This window comes from Aphanothece sacrum FPU1, assembly GCF_003864295.1.
GTDB classification, from domain to species: domain Bacteria; phylum Cyanobacteriota; class Cyanobacteriia; order Cyanobacteriales; family Microcystaceae; genus Aphanothece_B; species Aphanothece_B sacrum.
The window spans coordinates 392283-409204 of sequence record NZ_BDQK01000001.1 but is presented as its reverse complement, the minus strand read 5'-3'; the positions used below and the strand labels follow the sequence as shown (position 1 = coordinate 409204).

General features: G+C 36.7%; 19 protein-coding genes, 1 tRNA gene and 1 pseudogene. 10 read left to right on the top strand and 11 right to left on the bottom strand.

The window, feature by feature from the left end; all coding sequences use genetic code 11:
- Positions 1 to 18 precede the first annotated feature (18 nt).
- Positions 19 to 198: a 50S ribosomal protein L32 gene (gene rpmF / locus AsFPU1_RS01875; protein ID WP_124977609.1), complete on the bottom strand. Its 180-nt coding sequence runs from the start codon at positions 196 to 198 to the stop codon at positions 19 to 21.
- A 62-nt stretch (positions 199 to 260) separates the two neighbouring features.
- Here rpmF and AsFPU1_RS01870 point away from each other — a divergent pair, with 62 nt between their 5' ends.
- Positions 261 to 491: a hypothetical protein gene (locus tag AsFPU1_RS01870; protein WP_124977611.1), complete on the top strand. Its 231-nt coding sequence runs from the start codon at positions 261 to 263 to the stop codon at positions 489 to 491.
- A gap of 1 nt (position 492) precedes the next feature.
- Here the strand turns inward: AsFPU1_RS01870 and AsFPU1_RS01865 are convergent, their stop codons facing one another.
- Positions 493 to 810 carry a type II toxin-antitoxin system RelE/ParE family toxin gene (locus AsFPU1_RS01865; protein WP_124977613.1) on the bottom strand — a complete coding sequence of 106 codons (318 nt, stop codon included), beginning with the start codon at positions 808 to 810 and terminating at the stop codon, positions 493 to 495.
- Positions 807 to 1073: a prevent-host-death family protein gene (locus AsFPU1_RS01860; protein WP_124977615.1), complete on the bottom strand. Its 267-nt coding sequence runs from the start codon at positions 1071 to 1073 to the stop codon at positions 807 to 809. The genes AsFPU1_RS01865 and AsFPU1_RS01860 overlap by 4 nt, the downstream gene beginning before the upstream one ends.
- Before the next feature lie 57 nt (positions 1074 to 1130).
- On the opposite strand from AsFPU1_RS01860, the gene AsFPU1_RS22405 reads away from it, so the two are divergent.
- From AsFPU1_RS22405 to AsFPU1_RS01835, 6 genes are all read left to right on the top strand, one after another.
- Complete coding sequence (locus AsFPU1_RS22405) at positions 1131 to 1283, top strand: hypothetical protein (protein WP_172957569.1); 153 nt, start codon at positions 1131 to 1133, stop codon at positions 1281 to 1283.
- A 246-nt stretch (positions 1284 to 1529) separates the two neighbouring features.
- Positions 1530 to 2171 carry a beta-carboxysome protein CcmP gene (gene ccmP, locus AsFPU1_RS01855; protein ID WP_124977617.1) on the top strand — a complete coding sequence of 214 codons (642 nt, stop codon included), beginning with the start codon at positions 1530 to 1532 and terminating at the stop codon, positions 2169 to 2171.
- 161 nt (positions 2172 to 2332) lie between these two features.
- Entirely contained in the window at positions 2333 to 3004 is a 672-nt protein-coding gene (locus tag AsFPU1_RS01850; protein WP_124977619.1) for an ABC transporter ATP-binding protein, read from the top strand.
- A gap of 10 nt (positions 3005 to 3014) precedes the next feature.
- On the top strand, positions 3015 to 3965 hold the full coding sequence (locus tag AsFPU1_RS01845; protein WP_124977621.1) for an AAA family ATPase: 951 nt from the start codon (positions 3015 to 3017) through the stop codon (positions 3963 to 3965).
- Positions 3966 to 3979: 14 nt separating this feature from the next.
- The gene (locus AsFPU1_RS01840) at positions 3980 to 5287 is read left to right on the top strand and encodes a DUF58 domain-containing protein (protein WP_124977623.1); all 1308 of its coding nucleotides are present in this window, start codon (positions 3980 to 3982) and stop codon (positions 5285 to 5287) included.
- 45 nt (positions 5288 to 5332) lie between these two features.
- On the top strand, positions 5333 to 6019 hold the full coding sequence (locus AsFPU1_RS01835; protein ID WP_124977625.1) for a Uma2 family endonuclease: 687 nt from the start codon (positions 5333 to 5335) through the stop codon (positions 6017 to 6019).
- A gap of 44 nt (positions 6020 to 6063) precedes the next feature.
- Here AsFPU1_RS01835 and AsFPU1_RS01830 read toward each other — a convergent pair whose 3' ends face one another.
- From AsFPU1_RS01830 to AsFPU1_RS01820, 4 genes and pseudogenes are all read right to left on the bottom strand, one after another.
- Entirely contained in the window at positions 6064 to 7074 is a 1011-nt protein-coding gene (locus tag AsFPU1_RS01830) for a dihydroorotate dehydrogenase-like protein (protein WP_124977628.1), read from the bottom strand.
- Positions 7075 to 7329: 255 nt separating this feature from the next.
- Positions 7330 to 7482 carry a hypothetical protein gene (locus AsFPU1_RS22400; protein ID WP_172957570.1) on the bottom strand — a complete coding sequence of 51 codons (153 nt, stop codon included), beginning with the start codon at positions 7480 to 7482 and terminating at the stop codon, positions 7330 to 7332.
- A gap of 131 nt (positions 7483 to 7613) precedes the next feature.
- Positions 7614 to 7925: pseudogene (locus tag AsFPU1_RS01825) on the bottom strand (helix-turn-helix domain-containing protein); the annotation flags it as partial.
- Between the two features lie 368 nt (positions 7926 to 8293).
- Positions 8294 to 9499 (bottom strand): HhoA/HhoB/HtrA family serine endopeptidase, encoded by a 1206-nt coding sequence (locus AsFPU1_RS01820; protein ID WP_124977630.1) that lies wholly within the window; start codon positions 9497 to 9499, stop codon positions 8294 to 8296.
- A 198-nt stretch (positions 9500 to 9697) separates the two neighbouring features.
- On the opposite strand from AsFPU1_RS01820, the gene AsFPU1_RS01815 reads away from it, so the two are divergent.
- From AsFPU1_RS01815 to AsFPU1_RS01805, 3 genes are all read left to right on the top strand, one after another.
- Positions 9698 to 9779: transfer RNA gene (locus AsFPU1_RS01815), tRNA-Leu, on the top strand.
- Between the two features lie 464 nt (positions 9780 to 10243).
- The gene (locus AsFPU1_RS01810; RefSeq protein ID WP_227873640.1) at positions 10244 to 10891 is read left to right on the top strand and encodes a DUF3120 domain-containing protein; all 648 of its coding nucleotides are present in this window, start codon (positions 10244 to 10246) and stop codon (positions 10889 to 10891) included.
- 63 nt (positions 10892 to 10954) lie between these two features.
- Positions 10955 to 11938 (top strand): adenylate/guanylate cyclase domain-containing protein, encoded by a 984-nt coding sequence (locus AsFPU1_RS01805; RefSeq protein ID WP_124977632.1) that lies wholly within the window; start codon positions 10955 to 10957, stop codon positions 11936 to 11938.
- A gap of 10 nt (positions 11939 to 11948) precedes the next feature.
- Here AsFPU1_RS01805 and AsFPU1_RS01800 read toward each other — a convergent pair whose 3' ends face one another.
- From AsFPU1_RS01800 to AsFPU1_RS01785, 4 genes are all read right to left on the bottom strand, one after another.
- Positions 11949 to 12572 (bottom strand): cyclic nucleotide-binding domain-containing protein, encoded by a 624-nt coding sequence (locus tag AsFPU1_RS01800; RefSeq protein ID WP_227873636.1) that lies wholly within the window; start codon positions 12570 to 12572, stop codon positions 11949 to 11951.
- Between the two features lie 30 nt (positions 12573 to 12602).
- The gene (locus AsFPU1_RS01795; RefSeq protein ID WP_124977636.1) at positions 12603 to 13397 is read right to left on the bottom strand and encodes an MBL fold metallo-hydrolase; all 795 of its coding nucleotides are present in this window, start codon (positions 13395 to 13397) and stop codon (positions 12603 to 12605) included.
- Between the two features lie 185 nt (positions 13398 to 13582).
- Positions 13583 to 15835, bottom strand: coding sequence for a CHASE2 domain-containing protein (locus AsFPU1_RS01790; protein WP_124977638.1), 2253 nt, complete (start codon positions 15833 to 15835; stop codon positions 13583 to 13585).
- 61 nt (positions 15836 to 15896) lie between these two features.
- Positions 15897 to 16649, bottom strand: coding sequence for a DUF928 domain-containing protein (locus AsFPU1_RS01785; protein WP_124977640.1), 753 nt, complete (start codon positions 16647 to 16649; stop codon positions 15897 to 15899).
- Positions 16650 to 16922: the final 273 nt, after the last annotated feature.

Genomic DNA, 16922 nt, shown 5'->3' with positions numbered 1-16922 from the left:
TTGACCCCTACAATGGATTTATTCTTCGTTTTCGCTTTCTTCTTCTTCTTGAGGATAGACAAAGCTATTGGAGCGACCAGTTAAAATAGATTTACCCAAAGATAGGGCTTTTTGGGCTTCTAGAGCAGCTTTACGTTTCCAATGCGCTTTACGTTGATCGCGCTTGGTGTTAGAGGTTTTCTTCTTAGGAACAGCCATAGTAAATAATAATTAATGCACAACCTTTCTATTTTAAGCTCATTAGTCTGGTTTTGGGTGATATGATGACGAATGGAGAACGGACTATTACCATTCCACGAGCAAATCCGATTAATGCTTATAAAATGGCAGGGATTGTTAAAGAAGCAGGTTTAACTGGGGAAGCGGATGTCCCTGTGACCACTCCCTTAGCATTAGGGTTAACCAGTGGGGTGAACTGTGGGATAGCCCATGGTGCGACAATAGGAATTAAAACCTTTCCCACCCTTCCCCTTTCTCTAATAGTAGGGTAGGTTAGTCCGATTCTTCCGTGAGATAGGATTGGTGACTGTGGCGAACATGAAGAATTGCTATAACATTTTCTTCAATAACAAACAAAACCCGATATTTTCTTCGTTTTCCAACCCACAGTTGTCGAATTTCACGACCAATTACATCCGCCTCTGGTGCTATGCCACATCGTAAGGGAAATTTTTGCAGAGAAGTTATCGCATCTTGAAGTTCGTAATACCAATTATTGGCAACTTCAGCACTCAGATTATCGCACATCCACCGATAGGATGTTTCAATTTCTTGAAAAGCGGTTGGCTCAATGAAAACATTATAAATCATTGGCGTGGAGGAATATTAAATTTGTTTTGTAGGCTTAACAATGCTTGATCGGCTGGAATTCCTTTACCTTGTTCAAATTCTTCTAAACCTTTGCGAATACCTACAACCGCCTCTAGGTAATCGATGCGTTCTAATAGTTCTCTATAGGTAGCTATGGGTTGTTTAGGTGTTGTTTTGAGTGATTTTAAGAAGTTAAATATGTCTTCTAGTATTTCGTTGGAAGTATTATCAATTTCGAGTAATAGCAATTCTTTGATCGTCATTTTAGTTAAGGGATGAGATTGATATTTTCAATTGTAACGCTCAACTATTAAATGTATATGATAAGGAAGGATCATGTTGGGTTTCGTTACCTCAACCCAACCTACACTCGTCAGCGATCGCACTACAAGATCCGCGATCGCACTGATTGTTTAATTCCCTCTTTTATTCCTAGACCTGGGATCATTAAGCTTTTCAGTAATTTATTGTAATTTGGGATAAATTGACACTCCTCAGCCTATTTTACCTAATGGTGCTTTTCCCATCAGAACCCTATATGTTCCGTTTTCAAGGTTCGTTCATCCTTCGATGACTGGGTTTTTGAAGCGGTTGATTACCCTATCCGCTATCCTTAATATCATACACCATATAAAGCCGCTCCTTTTCGAGACGGGGAACCTTAAACCCAAATTTCCGGTAATGTGGTTTAGACTCAAATTGTATAGGAGAATTAAACTTTGGGAGTTGAACTACGCAGTTATGTGTACTTAGATCGTTTACAATCTCAACACGCTGCCTATATTGGAACCGTCGCGTTAGGATTTTTACCTCTTCCTGGAGATGCTTCTCTCTGGATTGAAATTTCTCCAGGTATCGAAATCAATCGTATTACAGATGTGGCCTTAAAATCGGCAGTTGTGCGTCCGGGAGTACAATTTGTTGAACGTCTCTATGGACTCTTAGAAATTCATTCTAGCAATCAAGGGGAAGTGCGAGCAGCCGGAAAAGCTATTTTATCAGCTTTAGGGGTCAGTCAACAAGATTGTCTCAAACCTCAAGTGGTTTCTAGTCAAATTATCCGTAATATCGATGCTTATCAAGCTCAATTAATTAATCGTAGCCGACGCGGACAAATGATTTTGGCCGGACAAACTCTTTATGTCTTGGAAGTTCAACCGGCCGCTTATGCTGCTTTAGCGGCTAATGAGGCTGAAAAAGCGGCTCTAATTAATATTTTACAGGTTTCGGCTATTGGTAGCTTTGGAAGACTTTATTTAGGGGGTGAAGAACGAGATATTATTGCCGGTTCCCAAGCACTATTAGAGTCTTTAGAAAATGTTCCTGGGAGAGTTTTACCTACTGAACAAAAATCAGAATAAATCTTTTCTAAGTAGGTAGACAAAATTAATTACATAAAATTTGTAGGGGCGGGTTTTTTACATAACTCCATGATTCTCACTAAAAAACTCAATAAACTAGCCCTAGCTGTACTTATTATGATAAATAATGGCAAAAAAAACTTATTTTTGTAAGAGATCTAATGAAGGAACAAAATACACCATTATTACGATTATCGGACGTTAGTTTAAGTGATTCTCTAGGAAAAATTTCTTTGTTGGAGGAAATTTCTTTTAGTCTTAATTTAGGTGATCGCTTGGGAATTATGGGGCAGTCTGGGGCCGGAAAAACTACCCTATTACGTCTGATTAACCGTTTACAAGATCCCTCCTCTGGTTTAATAGAATTTGATGGTCAATTTTTAATTAATATCCCCTCTATTAAATTACGTCAACAGGTTGTTTTAGTGCCTCAAGAACCCAAATTATTAGGGATGACGGTAGAAGAAACCCTTACTTATCCTCTCCTATTACAAAAACTACCTCAAACTGAGATTGAACAACGTCTTGAACAATGGCGATCGCATTTATCTATTCCTGATAATTGGTTAACTCGCAATGAGTTACAATTATCTCTTGGACAACGACAAATCGTAAGTATGGCGCGAGGGTTGATCATGCAACCTAAATTATTATTATTAGATGAACCGACTTCTGCTTTAGATAGTGATCGCGCTTATCAATTAATCGAAAAGTTAATTAGTTTAAGTCAAAATAATTTGACCACAATTATTATGGTGAATCATCAAAAAATAATGGTTGATCAATTTACTGATCGTATTTTAACATTACGTCAAGGAAAAATTATTAATTAATCATAATATTATGACAATTACATCAGAAACCTTAATCAAGCTTAGTCAAAATCTTAACAAAATTATTGTAGGACAACCTCTCGTCATCAAACAACTATTAGTCGCATTTCTCAGTGGAGGTCATATTATTCTTGAAGGTGTTCCAGGAACGGGAAAAACTCTCTTGGTTAAAGTCTTATCTAAATTAATTAAAGCAGAATTTAAACGAGTTCAATTAACTCCTGATATTCTCCCTTCAGATATCTTAGGAACTAATATTTTTGACCTTAGTAGTCGTACTTTTACTTTACAAAAAGGACCTATTTTTACAGAAATATTACTCGCAGATGAAATTAACCGGACTCCTCCAAAAACTCAATCTGCACTCTTAGAAGCGATGGAAGAACAGCAAGTAACTTTAGATGGTGAAACTTTAGTTTTATCTCCTTTATTTTGGGTAGCAGCAACACAAAATCCTTTAGAATTTGAAGGAACTTATCCCTTACCAGAAGCACAATTAGATCGTTTTTTGTTTAAGTTAATTCTTGATTATCCATCCCTAGAAGCATCTAAACAAATGTTACTTAATTTTCAAGAAGGTTTTAAGGGTAAAAAAATAGATTTAGAGCAACTAGAACCTATTGCTACAGTAGCAGATATTCTGCAAGCACGTCAACAAATTCAATCTATAAAAGTTGATGATAAGATTATTGATTATATTCTTAATCTAGTTGAAAAAACCCGTCAACATCCTGATTTAGAATTAGGGGTTTCTCCCAGGGCAACTGTTGCTTGGTTACAAACAAGTAAAGCACAAGCTTGGTTTTCCCAACGAGATTATGTTACCCCTGATGATGTAAAAAATATTGCCTCTCCTTTATTACGTCATCGTCTAATTTTGAAACCAGAATCACAATTAGATGGTATCAAAATTGATACTGTTATTACTTCATTACTCAAACAAGTTCCTGTCCCTAGATAACCCTGATAATTAATATGATTCCTTCAATTAAACTATATATATATTTACTATTTGGAATAGTAATTGCTTTATTTTTAGCCATTATTTTTAATTCTCAATTTACTCTTCCTTTGATCCTGATTTTTGATAGTATTATCCTAATTTTAGCCATTTTGGATAGTCAACAAGTAAAATCTTATTGTGTACAAATTACTCGTAAACCCTTACATCGTTTATCCATTGGTAGAGATAATTTAGTTGAATTGGTTATTAAAAATCATAATCAAAATGCCCAAATTATTATTAAAGATGACTATCCTCTAGATTTTTTAGTATCACAAACAACCTTAAAAATAATTTTACAACCTCATATTACTCAAGAAGTTACTTATACGATTAAGCCCAATCAGAGGGGGGAATATACCTGGGGTAATATTCAAGTAAAACAGTTAGGAAAATGGAAATTAGCTTGGTATTCTTGGACAATTAAAGCAGAACAAAAAGTTTTTATTTATCCTGATTTAATCGGTTTGCGATCGCTGTCTATTCGTCTTACCTTAGAGAATACAGGAAGTATGCGTCAAGGGAGAAGGTTCGGGATAGGAACCGAATTTTCTGAGTTACAAGAATACAATAAAGGAGATGATATACGGTTAATAGACTGGAAAGCAACTGCAAGGCGAAATCGTCCCTTTATTAGAGTATTAGAACCCGAAAAAGAACAGACTTTAATTATCTTATTAGATCGGGGTAGATTAATGACATCTCAAGTACAAGGTTTAAAACGATTCGACTGGGGATTAAATGCTACTTTATCTTTAGCATTAGCGGGGTTACATCGAGGAGATAAAGTCGGTATTGGAGTATTTGATAAACAAGTTTTGACCTGGATACCACCGCAACGAGGACAACATCAATTATCCATTTTTTTAGAACGTTTAAGCCCCATTCAACCTGTCTTATTAGAACCAGATTATGTGGGAACAGTTTCTCAGTTAGTACAACAACAAAGTCGTCGCGCTTTGGTAGTATTAATTACGGATATTATTGATACCACTGCGTCAGCAGAATTATTATCAGCCATGGGAAAATTAACCCCCCGTTATTTACCTTTTTGTATTGCCTTAAGAGATCCTCAAGTTGATAGTATTGCTCATACTTCTACGATAAAAGTTGATGAAGCTTATCAGCGTGCTGTTGCCTTAGATTTATTATCTCAGCGTCAAGTTGCTTTTGCCAAATTAAAACAACAAGGAGTATTAGTATTAGATGCACCGGCCAATCAAATTAGTGACCAATTAGTCAATCGTTATTTACAATTAAAAGCTAAGAGTTTACTCTAGTAAGGGTTATTATAGGAGTGTTGGCGAGAAAACATCAGGAGTTTCATGATAAAAACTATCTCAAAAACAGAAATTATCTATGCCAGTTCCGATGGAGAACCCATGGCGGAAACTTATCTTCATCTATATGCTATTTTAACCACCCTAGAGGTACTCAAACAGTATTTAGTCGGTCAACCAGCAACGGTACTGGCTAATCAATTTCTCTATTATAGTCAGGGTTTTCCTAAGATGCGGGTTGCACCGGATGTCATGGTAATTTTTGATGTAGAACCAGGAGGGAGAGATAATTATAAAATTTGGGAAGAAGGAAAAGTTCCTCAAGTAATATTTGAGATGACTTCTCCTGGAACTAAAAATCAAGATCTCGAATTTAAAAAGGGAATTTATGAACAGTTAGGGGTCACAGAATATTGGTTATTTGATCCTAAAGGAGAATGGATCTCTGAGAAATTAAGGGGATATCGTCTCAGAAATGATAGTTATGAATTAATTGAGGATCATCGCAGTCAACCTTTAAAATTGCGCTTAGCAGTAGAAGGAGAGTTAATTGGATTTTATCGGGAAGATACTCAAGAAAAACTCTTAATTCCCGACGAATTAGCGATCGCTTTACAACAAACCCAAACCCAGTTACGACGGGAAATAGAGGAAAAAGAGGCAGTGAAACAGCAGTTATTGGAGATGGAAGCTAAATTAGAGCAGTATCGCCAACAATTCGGGGAACTTTAGGGGAAGTAGGGGCAATTTATGAATTGCCCCTAATAAATTTGGGTTTAGCGAACTTGCCAGATGGGGGCATAAGTTTGTAAAGCTTTCATATACTGTACTCGTTCAAAGGCACTAGGATCAGGACAATGTAATTGACTCAGACTCCCTTGCATTTGCTCGATAGACTCATATTCGTGTTCTTCCATCCAACGCCAGATACCATCCTCTAAGGTTCCTAAATAGCCGATACCATGACGTAATAAGGCACTTACCACTTGGGTGACTTTTGCCCCGGCCATGACCATTTTTAGCACATCTGCCGGATGATGAATGCCACTGGTAGCAGCTAAGTCAGCTTCTATGCGTCCATATAAAATAGCAATCCAACGCATAGGAAGACGCATCGCTTGAGGGGTACTTAAAAGAACATTCGGATAGACTTCTAGGTTATCTAAGTCAATATCAGGTTGATAGAAACGGTTAAATAAGACTAAGCCATCGGCCCCCGCTTCAGCTAATCTTTTCGCCATATTAGCAGTGTTACTAAAATAGGGACTAACTTTGATAGCAATAGGGATATTAATGGCAGATTTGACAGCTTTTAAGATATCAATATAATTTTGTTCAACTTCACCTCCTGGAATATCTAAATCTGTAGGAACATAGTAGATATTTAATTCTAGGGCATCAGCCCCTGCTTGTTCAATTTGTTGGGAATAATCTAACCAACCTCCCAATGTAGAACCATTTAAACTGGCAATAATAGGAATATCAACTATTTCTTTGGCTTTGCGAATATGGTTTAAATATTCTTGGGAACCGACATGAAAAATTTGGGGTTCAGGAAAATAAGTCAAAGCTTCCGCAAAACTTTCTGTTCCATAGGTTAAATGGTGATGTAATTCTAGTCTTTCTTGTCGTAATTGTTCTTCAAAAAATGAGTGCAGGACAACGGCTGCGGCTCCTGAATCTTCCATGCGTTTTAGATTATCGATGTCTTCTGTCAAGGGAGCGCAAGACCCTACCACAATTGGAGATTTTAATGTTAATCCTAGATAGGTCGTTGTTAAATTCATCTTTAAAGTTCCCAATATTTGACTATTTATCTACACTACTTTATTTTGCTGACAAAAAGGCCCCTGTAACTCAGGGGTCTTTGATTATCTACATTAAAAAACGATTTCGTCTCTCAACCTCTGAAATAAGGCTCGATTAGCTAAGAACTCAACTCTCATAAGCTGTTGTGCATTTAAACTGTTTATTGGTCAAATGCAAGAAAAAAGCTATAATCCTCTTCCATGAAAGCCTTTTGCTTTTTGCCTTTTGCCTTGCTAAAACGCATTGTAAATGCGTTTTAGCTTACCCGCATCTTTCCCAAAGGCGACCCCATCACGGGTTAACTCATCCCATTTAGCCCCCAATTGCTCACCTAGTGGATTCTTGATTCTGGCCTTTCTACTACTAATACGAGCAATAATCCACATATATAGCAACCGCCAAGGCGGTTAGGACACTGTGCGAAGCACATCTTCCATGGCATCCCGGAGACAGTCAAACTGACTAATTTTTTTACGAATTCGACTCTTTAACCATGACCAGCATCGCTCAATTTTATTAATGCATAAAAACGTTTTCCTCTTTCATTATAACCATAGCCATAATCTTCTCTATTATCCATGCCCGCCTCATCTATATAAACTCTTTGCTCAGGTTTATATCTAGCTATTTCTTCAGAGAATTTCTGTCTAGCGAAGTCTCCTGTTTCTTTAAGACGCTTCAGCCATAAATCTATGGTATTACGACTAATGTTGAATAGTTCGCTTGCTTCACTCTTTTTGAGTCCATCAAGCTCGGTGCTTTCGCACTCGCGCAGCGAGACCGCATTAATGACTTTCTGGCGCAGGTCATAACTGTAGGGTTTAGCCATAGAGAAGAAAAGTTTAAGGGTCTTTCTCTATTCTATGTCCTAATCGCCCTAGCGATTGCTATAAATTAATAATTAATGACAGACTCAAGTCTGATCCTATAAAGACTAAGTCCGCCTGCGCGGACGCTCATTATAGATTGTGTAGGCAACCTTTGTTTGTATAGCTTAACTATGAACGAGTTAAGGTCTATCATTTGTAATAATTTAGCATAACTTGTCCGGTAGAACCCATGTTGCTTCTACTGGGCTTACTATGCTAAATTAATAATTAATAACAGGTTCAAGCCTGATTCTACAAAAATAAAGTCCGCCTTCGCAGACTAAATACTAAGTGGAGAATTCATAATTCATAATTCATAATTCATAATTTATTGAGATTCTGTGGCAGGAAATTTTTCAGGATAAATCGTTAATTTTTGAGTTTGTCCCTCCCGAATAAAAAACACTTCTAATGGCTCTTTAATCCGACTGACTTCAACTTGTTGTTGCACATCAGAAGCAGTTTTAACAGCTTGATTTCCCACTTTTAAAATAACATCCCCTGGTTTCAAACCCCCTTTCTCAGCCGGAGAATTATTCATCACACGAATAACTAAAACTCCTTGATTTTGAGCTACTTTAAAATTTAATTTTTGATCCTCATTGAGTTCCTTTTGCATTTCTGGGGTTAACGTGACCATATGAATACCCAGATAAGGATGCTCAGCCATTCCCTTCGATAATAACTGCTCGGCCACCCGTTGAGCCGTTTCTATGGGTATAGCAAACCCTAACCCTTGAGCATCAGCCCGAATGGCCGTATTAATACCGATAACTTGTCCTTGAGAATTGAGGAGGGGGCCGCCAGAATTACCAGGATTAATCGCTGCATCTGTTTGAATAAATCTCACTCGTTTATCAGGAACCCCCACCTCTGAACTGGAACGTCCCAACGCACTAATAATGCCCACTGTTACCGTATTATCCAGTCCTAACGGGTTGCCAATAGCGATCGCCCATTCCCCCGCTTGTAAGGCTTCTGTTTGCCCTAAATCAACCGTTGGCAGATTCTTAGCATTAATTTTGACCACTGCTACATCAGTCATGGGATCAATACCAATGACCTCTCCCTGATACACTTGACCATCTTTGAGGGTGACTTTAACTTGTTTTGTCCCTTCCACTACATGAGCATTGGTTAATAACTTGCCATCAGAACTGAGAATAAACCCTGAACCAGTACCCCGTTCAATATGTTCTTTCGGCATGGGAGATTCTTCCCCAAAAAAACGACGGAAAAAATGATGCTCAAAGGCTTCAGGAACATTATCAGATACTTCTCGGGCCGCATCAATTCGCACGACGGCCGGGCCAACTTTTTGGGCAACTTTAGCAATAAAATTTAAGTTATCATCTTGGGTTGAAGTTGTAGAAGCAAAGGGGAAAGATTTGATCGGACTGGGAACCACCGGGGTAGTTTCAGCCGTCTGTGTTGATGAAGACTCACTCAAATATTTACTACCCCAAACCCCTAAGCCACCCCCTAAGGTTAATAATCCGACGTAGATCCCTAATTGTTTTATAGTAATATTCATGACACTTGGCTTCTCTAATAATGACAGGGGTTCCCTATTCAAGATTATGACAAAGTTTTCTGACAACGAGTCAACTCTTGTGTCTTGTTTTAATATTTTGTTGCTCATTTACCCCTAATTCTCAAACGGATTGGGAAATCTTAAAAAAACTCTTGTTTTTTTGTATTTGGTTATGCTATAATTGTCAATGGCTATAACGCGGATGTGGTGGAATTGGTAGACACGCACGCTTGAGGGGCGTGTGGCTTACGTCGTGCGAGTTCAAGTCTCGCTATCCGCATTTTAATAATTAGGACGGCTCTCCCGTACCTGTGGTGATAAGTAAAGCTTATAATTCGTAGGGTGGGTTAGACGCGGCTATGATTTTGATGAAAAACTCATAAGTTTAAAGGCGCGTCGTAACCCTCATTCTCTGTTTTTCCTAAATCATTGTGTTCTCTCGTTGATAAGCGATTGAGATTGATAGCCTAATTATACAAATTAACTCAAATATTCGTTTATTGATCTAAAATCTCTTTAATTTCTGCCATAATTTCCCTTGACTCACCTGGGATAATTTGCTAGGATGATCAATATGCCCCCAGGGGGGATACACTTCAAAAAGAAATTTTGCGATAAGTTAAGTAAAGTAAAGAAAGCTCTCATAAATCGATTTAGGTTAACAAAACGTTGATTTCATCCCCTTCTACCGTTTCTACCGATGTTTTTACCTCCCCAGGGGTAGAGACTCTAAAACCGCTTGAGATAACCCGTCGAGTGTCCCCAACCTGGCGAATGTTTTTAGGGGCAGGATTTTTAGTGTCAGTTCCCGTCTTCATCGAAGCTCCATTAGTGCGCTTTTACCCCGAAATCAGTCTATTAATGACTCTGGGTTGGATATGGTTAGCCCAATGGCTGATGAAACGAGAAAAAACCCATGTATGGGGAGATTTACTCTTAGGGTTTAGTTGGAGTTGGTTGGCCGGTTCCCTGTATTGGGGGTGGTTACGTTGGGAACCCTTAATCCATCTTCCCTTAGAATCCATCGGGGTTCCTGTGGCTATTTGGGGACTGTGGCGAGGTTGGGGCAAAATTGGTCACTTCTTTTATCTGGGGTCATTATTAGGGACAGCAGTAACAGATGGGTATTTTTACTTAACTGGATTAATTCCTCATTGGCGACAACTGATGCAGGTTGACCCCATCTTAGCTACACCGATTTTTCAAGCCGCTTTAGCCCAAGTACAAACCCCTTGGGGCATAAGTTGGGCCATTGTCTTAGTCAATATTCTCTTAGGCATTAGTTTATGGGCGATGCAGAAACCCCAACAACATTGGTGGGCATTTGCAGGGGCAGTTTTGAGTACAATCTTAGTGGACAGTCTGTTTTGGGTTGCTGCCACTCTTGCTTAAGAGAATCAGTCTCAGCAGACGTTTAATGATTATTATAGTCATGCTGTGACTGCTTAGACACCCGTGAAAAAGCTAGGAATCCCCCCCCATTTACTGTTACATAGTGCTAAAGGTGATCGCAATTTTCCCTTAGTTGGGAGAAATTATTGGACGATTGGCCGTGACAAAGAGAATGATTTTGTCATTGGTGATTACTCTATTTCCCGTAATCATGCGATTTTACAATCGACGGAAACGGGTGAATTTTTTTTGATTGATTTAGGAAGTAGTAATGGAACATTTGTAAATGGTCGTCGAGTGACAATTCCTGTCACCCTACACAATGGAGATCAAATTACCTTTGGGAAGACAGAAGTAGACTTTTATAGTTCCTTACCCGATCGCTCTACGGATTATAATAGAAATACCATAGAACGAGACACAGTTGTTTTACATGAACGTCGTCTCACCTCTGTCATGGTAGTAGATATGCGTAACTTTACTACCTTAGCTAGACAACTTGATGACAAGATCTTATCTTCTTTGATAGGTAATTGGTTTCGTGAATCAGGAAATATTATTCGTCAATCGGGAAGTTGGGTAGATAAATATATTGGTGATGCGGTGATGGCTATTTGGTTTCATGGTCAAGAAACTGTTAATCAAGCTGATATTATGCATATTTTTCAAGCTGTCAGAAATATTAATAAAATGACTCGTCGTTTAAGTCAACAATATCCCGTCCCTTTTGAATTAGCTATTGGGGTAGGAATTAATACAGGTTATGCGATGGTGGGAAATACGGGCAGTGGGGATCATCCTGATTATACTGCTATTGGGGATACGGTAAATGCTGCTTTTCGTCTAGAATCTGCTACGAAAGAATTAGGGTTAGATATTGCTGTTGGGGAGCAAACTTATCAATATTTGGCTGATTTAGAACAAACTAAAAGTATTTTTAATCAATATACGGTGAAACTAAAAGGATATGATAACCCGACCATTACCTATGGGATTACATTTGAAGATTTAGGAGTATTTCTACAAGCTAATGCCATTAAATATTAAAGATTTTAATCTAAAAATTTAATATATTATTTAAACGTTTCCGAAGCCAAGCCACAATATGGGTATTTTCTTCATCTGATGTTAATAACCCGTGTTTTCGCAATTCTTCTCGTCTTTTGTGAAGTTCTTCTTGATTTTTGGCTAATTCCTGAATAATTAATTCATGTAGAATAGAATTGTCTCTTAAAATCTTTTCAAACTGTTTACTATTAATAGAAAATAATAAGGTATCTTCTAATGCTTTTACTGTCGCACTACGACGAATTCCTAAGATTAAGGCAAGTTCTCCAAAAAAATTGCCCGTTTGTAAAATAGCTAGGGTTTTTCCTAATTTTTTTGTAAAAATTTCCACTGATCCTTCAAGGATAACATAAAAAGCATCACCTGGATCATTTTCTCGGAATACGATATCAGATTCTTTTAATTTTTTCAATTTGCCGATTTCAATTATTTTTCTAATATGTAGATTTAGATTCAGAATTCGATTAAAATAATTAGTTAAAACAACAATAAAAATTAAATAAAAAACTATTTGCAACCAGTAAATTAGAGAAATTTCATTAGTTCCAATAGGAAATTTAATATTTTCCAAAACTTTGTTTATTTGAGTTAATCCGTCTACTACATTAAACACAATAAAACACTCCTCACAAATCTTTCTTATTTATTGATATTTAAGCAAATGCTGGTTTATTTCTTGAAAATTAAATATTTGCCCCCGTTTAACAAAACCTAAAAATCCGTCTTTTTCTGCTAGTGGTAATTCCCCTGGTTGATAACCATAAAGCCACATTTTTTGTTTAATACTAATGGGTAAATTGACTAAATCTTCATAATGTGCATGAACAGGAGTGGGATATTTAGAAATTTCACAATCATGAAAAATTAAATCAGATTTTTCGTAGAGTTCTTTTACTTCTTCATAACAAAATTGAGTATCAGTAGTTAAAAATATGTTAGTCCCATTAAGGTTAAAAAATAAGCCATATGTAGGCATGATAAATTTCCCATTATTAATATGAGTAACTTTGATTAAGTCAAATTTTATATTGTGCCAAATAAAACCATTTTTCTCAATTGGATAGATATTAAAAAAGCTATGTATATTAGCTATTTCTCCTTCAATTGATGTCATTCCACCTGATAAAGTATTTGTCCAAATTTCATCAGCAATGTCTTGTTTTAAATAAAGATTTGGTTGATTACAACAAGGATCAAATTTAGTAGTAAACCCAACAAATTCTAAACCTCCCACATGATCCGAATGTAAATGACTAATATAAATATCAGTAATATCTCGATGAGAAAACCCTGCTTTATGCAAAGAAAATCTAATATCTGAACCACAATCAATTAACATTTTTTTTCCTGATTCAGTTATCAATAAAATGTTAGAATGAAAGTTATCTGCACCAACAGTAAAAGCGGAACCTGATCCTAAAAATAGTAACTGTGTCATCACAAAACCATCTTGATTAATAATAAATTAACAATCTATTGAACGTAAGTTGCTAGTTATAAGTTTAGCATTTTAGATCCTCCTAAATAACCATTAAAAAGGGGGGACTTTATCTTCTATTCTTCCCTTAATAAGGGGGGTTAGGGAGGCTCAATCTCCATAATATGAGTAACTAGCAACTTACATTATTGATTAGATTGCAAAGCTTGATAAATGAGTTCTAATTGCTTAGAAACTTCTGGGGGTTTAGCTGTAAAGCGAATATAAAACCCACTATTATGACTAGATTTCTCTAACACTTTAGCATAAACATCTTCATTAATTATCGAAAATTCTGATGAAATAAATAAATTTATCTTAATATTGGTCATCCCACAAGGAAACCCTTCTGGGTCATTATGATTACAATGAATCATTCCTCCATTATCAGATAATTGAACTAAATTTCCTTGATAAACTCTCTCTTTGATATCTTTTCCTGATAAAATACTATATTGCAGAGGAATATCTTGAGTAACTGATAAGAAAATCTCATTGTCTTTCGGTAGAAACAGATTATAGTCTCCTTGAATTCCCCCAACTTCATAAATAGAAATTGGTTCTTGTACTCCTTTAGGTTTTACTTTTTTTTCTGACTCAATTATTATCATTGATCCTGCTTCTGCTAAAGTAGATTCAGAAATCAAAATCTGTCCCCCAAGAGTATAAGATTCAATGCGATAAGTTAAATTAACTTGAGATCCTACTATCCCATATTTAGTCCGTTTTTCTGACCCAATATTCCCCACAACCACCTCTCCTGTATTAATGCCAATACCCATCTCTAATTTAGGTAAATCCCACTGTTTCATCTGTTCATTAATAGGTTTCATGGCTAACTGCATAGCAACCCCACAAGCAACGGCCCGTTGTGCCTCATCTTCTTGAGAAGTTGGGGCCCCAAATAATACCAGAATTCCATCTCCCATAAATTCATCAATAGTTCCTTGATAAGTGGTGATAATTTCTGCCATATGGCCTAAATAAAAGTTAAGAATTTTGACCACTTCTTCCGGTTGCAAACGTTCTGATATGGCCGTAAATCCCCTTAAATCAGAAGTAAGAATAGTTATTTTTTTTCTCTCTCCTCCCATCTTTAACCCAGCAGGATTTTCTAATAAATTAGCCACCACTTGATCAGTAAGATAACGTCCAAAAGTTTTGCGAATTTCTCCGGCCGTTCGGGCCACATAAGCAGTAATAGCCATCGTTGAACCTGCTAAACTAAGAAAAGGAGGCACAACAGGCAACCACCAACCATTAAGAAAAGCGAGATAGGTACTGACCCCTAAAACCCCACCGGCCCCGATAATACTACCCCATCGCTTCCCAGATAGATATTTAACTCCTTCTGCATAGCGAAATTGCCAACTGAGAGTGGCCCCAACCCCCGACCAAAAAATGATCCACAGGTATTCTAACGGATCTGGCCAACTTTTAAACAGGGGACGACCTTCTAGGGCCGCACTAATTAACTGACTGGTCAAATTAGCATGAATTTCTACCCCGGCAATTGGTTCAGGTAAACCAATCAATCCGCTACTATAAGGAGTAAAAAATAAATCTTTAAAACTTTCTCCTACTTTACCAATCAAAATAACACGATCGCGTCCCCAATTAGGAGGTACTTTATTCTCTAAAATATCTGTCATAGAAACGGTTTCAAAAGTGCGATCGCCCCCTCGATAATTAATTAATACTTGATATCCTCCTGCATCAGTGCGAATATAACTTCCTTCATTAGGGTTTAAGGGATAAAAAACTGTTTTTCCCAGTTTCCAATTATCAGTTCCTTCTAATATTTCGGGACTAATATTTTCTTTTTCTAAATAATGAAGGGCTAAATGTAAACTAAAACTATATATAGTTTCTCTTGACGTAGTATCTAAAGAAATTAATCCCCGTCGTACTTGGTTATCTGCATCAAAAATCAAATCATTGGCCCCAACTTGTCCCTTATCTTTCAATACAAGAGGAGGTGCAACTGTCTCTCGTCCCATCTCTCCAGCTACTTTTTGAATACCTACTAAATTAGGGGTAGACTTAAATATATTAACTAAGGAATTATGACCAGGAGGAACAGGTAAATCTCGATAAATATCAAGTCCAATAGCCCTCGGTTTTTGACTTTTTATCTTTTCTAATAATTCGGCTAAAACTGCGTCAGTAATAATAGATTCATTGAGATGATTTAAGTCATTTTCATCAATACCAATAATGGCAATACGATTATCTTTAGTTTCGGGGGGACGAGATTTCATATAAAAATCAAATAAATCCCATTCCCACCCTTGCAAAACTCCCATTAAACGCAAAATAATCACTAATGAGGCTACAGTAGGAGTCCCTATCCACACCCCCCGACTTTGCCAAAAAAACTGTTTTAATTTTTTCCACATAGTGTAGATAAATAGTAAATAAATAGTAGGAGTAATTCATGAATTACTCCTACTAAATAACTTAATTTTTTATTTGACAACATTCGATAAAAGGCTTATCTACTAGCTTTTCTAATCCCACAGATTTCATTAATTCCTGCCATTCTAAAAGATTTTTATCTCGTGTTTCAATGATAGCTTGTAAAGTTTCATTCCACAGGTTAGATTGAGCATATAATTGAGCTTTTGCTAAAGAAGAAGAAGTATTTTTAATCTGAGTTTCTAATTGAGGATCAAGCTTAACATATTCTATCGCTCCCTCTATATATTTATCCCTATTTCGATAACTAGAATCACAGATAATCATAAAAGACCAAGTATAGGTTTTACCTGGTTTAAGAGAAGCTTTATTAGTAATTTCTAATTTGATAATTCCAGGACGATTAGGTAAAGTAAACTGAGTTTGGTAAACCTCCTGATTATTATCATCAACTATAACAAATTCTCCTTGAGTTGCCTTTGTTGTCGGTATATACCAGTATAATGTAGGAGTAGAAGTTGCTGTCTTTGCTTGATTATCTCGATTAGGCATTAAAGCAACTAAAGGTAATTCTCCTTCTTGGTTAGTAATACAGGAAATATCATCACTACGGGTTCCTCCTCCTGCTGTTTTTTTGGGGGCCCCTCTGTTTCCCGTTGGTGGAAAATTCAAGCTAATTTCTTGGGCATTCGATACACTAGATGAGACTAAAGACAATGGAAAAAATCCTAACACAGTTGATGATAAGGTGATAGTGAAAATAGCCAAAGACTTTAGTGTTTTAATACTATTCATGACTTTATGGTGTTGTTGTAGTCGCTATTGTTAATTCTACATTAAAGTCACGATATAAAAGTTGGTAGTGATGGCTTTAGCCATTATTAGACAAAGCTTTCAAGCCCTTTAGAGAACCTACTAAAAACATTCGTTTATTTATGATCCCCTACTTACTTATTTGTTCTAATTTTAATTCCGTAAAAACACTGTTACTTTTTTAATAATAAATGGGAATAATAAATACGGGATTGAGATCCCAAAATGATCATAATTTTAGTCACAGCTTTTTGT

Coding starts and splice junctions, on each gene's coding strand:
- AsFPU1_RS01795 (WP_124977636.1), bottom strand. CDS start 13,397: ATGACACAGTTACTATTTTTAGGATCAGGTTCCGCTTTTACTGTTGGT.
- rpmF (WP_124977609.1), bottom strand. CDS start 198: ATGGCTGTTCCTAAGAAGAAAACCTCTAACACCAAGCGCGATCAACGT.
- AsFPU1_RS01785 (WP_124977640.1), bottom strand. CDS start 16,649: ATGAATAGTATTAAAACACTAAAGTCTTTGGCTATTTTCACTATCACC.
- AsFPU1_RS01790 (WP_124977638.1), bottom strand. CDS start 15,835: ATGTGGAAAAAATTAAAACAGTTTTTTTGGCAAAGTCGGGGGGTGTGG.
- AsFPU1_RS01865 (WP_124977613.1), bottom strand. CDS start 810: ATGATTTATAATGTTTTCATTGAGCCAACCGCTTTTCAAGAAATTGAA.
- AsFPU1_RS01860 (WP_124977615.1), bottom strand. CDS start 1,073: ATGACGATCAAAGAATTGCTATTACTCGAAATTGATAATACTTCCAAC.
- AsFPU1_RS01850 (WP_124977619.1), top strand. CDS start 2,333: ATGAAGGAACAAAATACACCATTATTACGATTATCGGACGTTAGTTTA.
- AsFPU1_RS01835 (WP_124977625.1), top strand. CDS start 5,333: ATGATAAAAACTATCTCAAAAACAGAAATTATCTATGCCAGTTCCGAT.
- AsFPU1_RS01870 (WP_124977611.1), top strand. CDS start 261: ATGATGACGAATGGAGAACGGACTATTACCATTCCACGAGCAAATCCG.
- AsFPU1_RS22405 (WP_172957569.1), top strand. CDS start 1,131: ATGATAAGGAAGGATCATGTTGGGTTTCGTTACCTCAACCCAACCTAC.
- AsFPU1_RS01845 (WP_124977621.1), top strand. CDS start 3,015: ATGACAATTACATCAGAAACCTTAATCAAGCTTAGTCAAAATCTTAAC.
- AsFPU1_RS22400 (WP_172957570.1), bottom strand. CDS start 7,482: ATGTGGATTATTGCTCGTATTAGTAGTAGAAAGGCCAGAATCAAGAAT.
- AsFPU1_RS01830 (WP_124977628.1), bottom strand. CDS start 7,074: ATGAATTTAACAACGACCTATCTAGGATTAACATTAAAATCTCCAATT.
- AsFPU1_RS01820 (WP_124977630.1), bottom strand. CDS start 9,499: ATGAATATTACTATAAAACAATTAGGGATCTACGTCGGATTATTAACC.
- AsFPU1_RS01840 (WP_124977623.1), top strand. CDS start 3,980: ATGATTCCTTCAATTAAACTATATATATATTTACTATTTGGAATAGTA.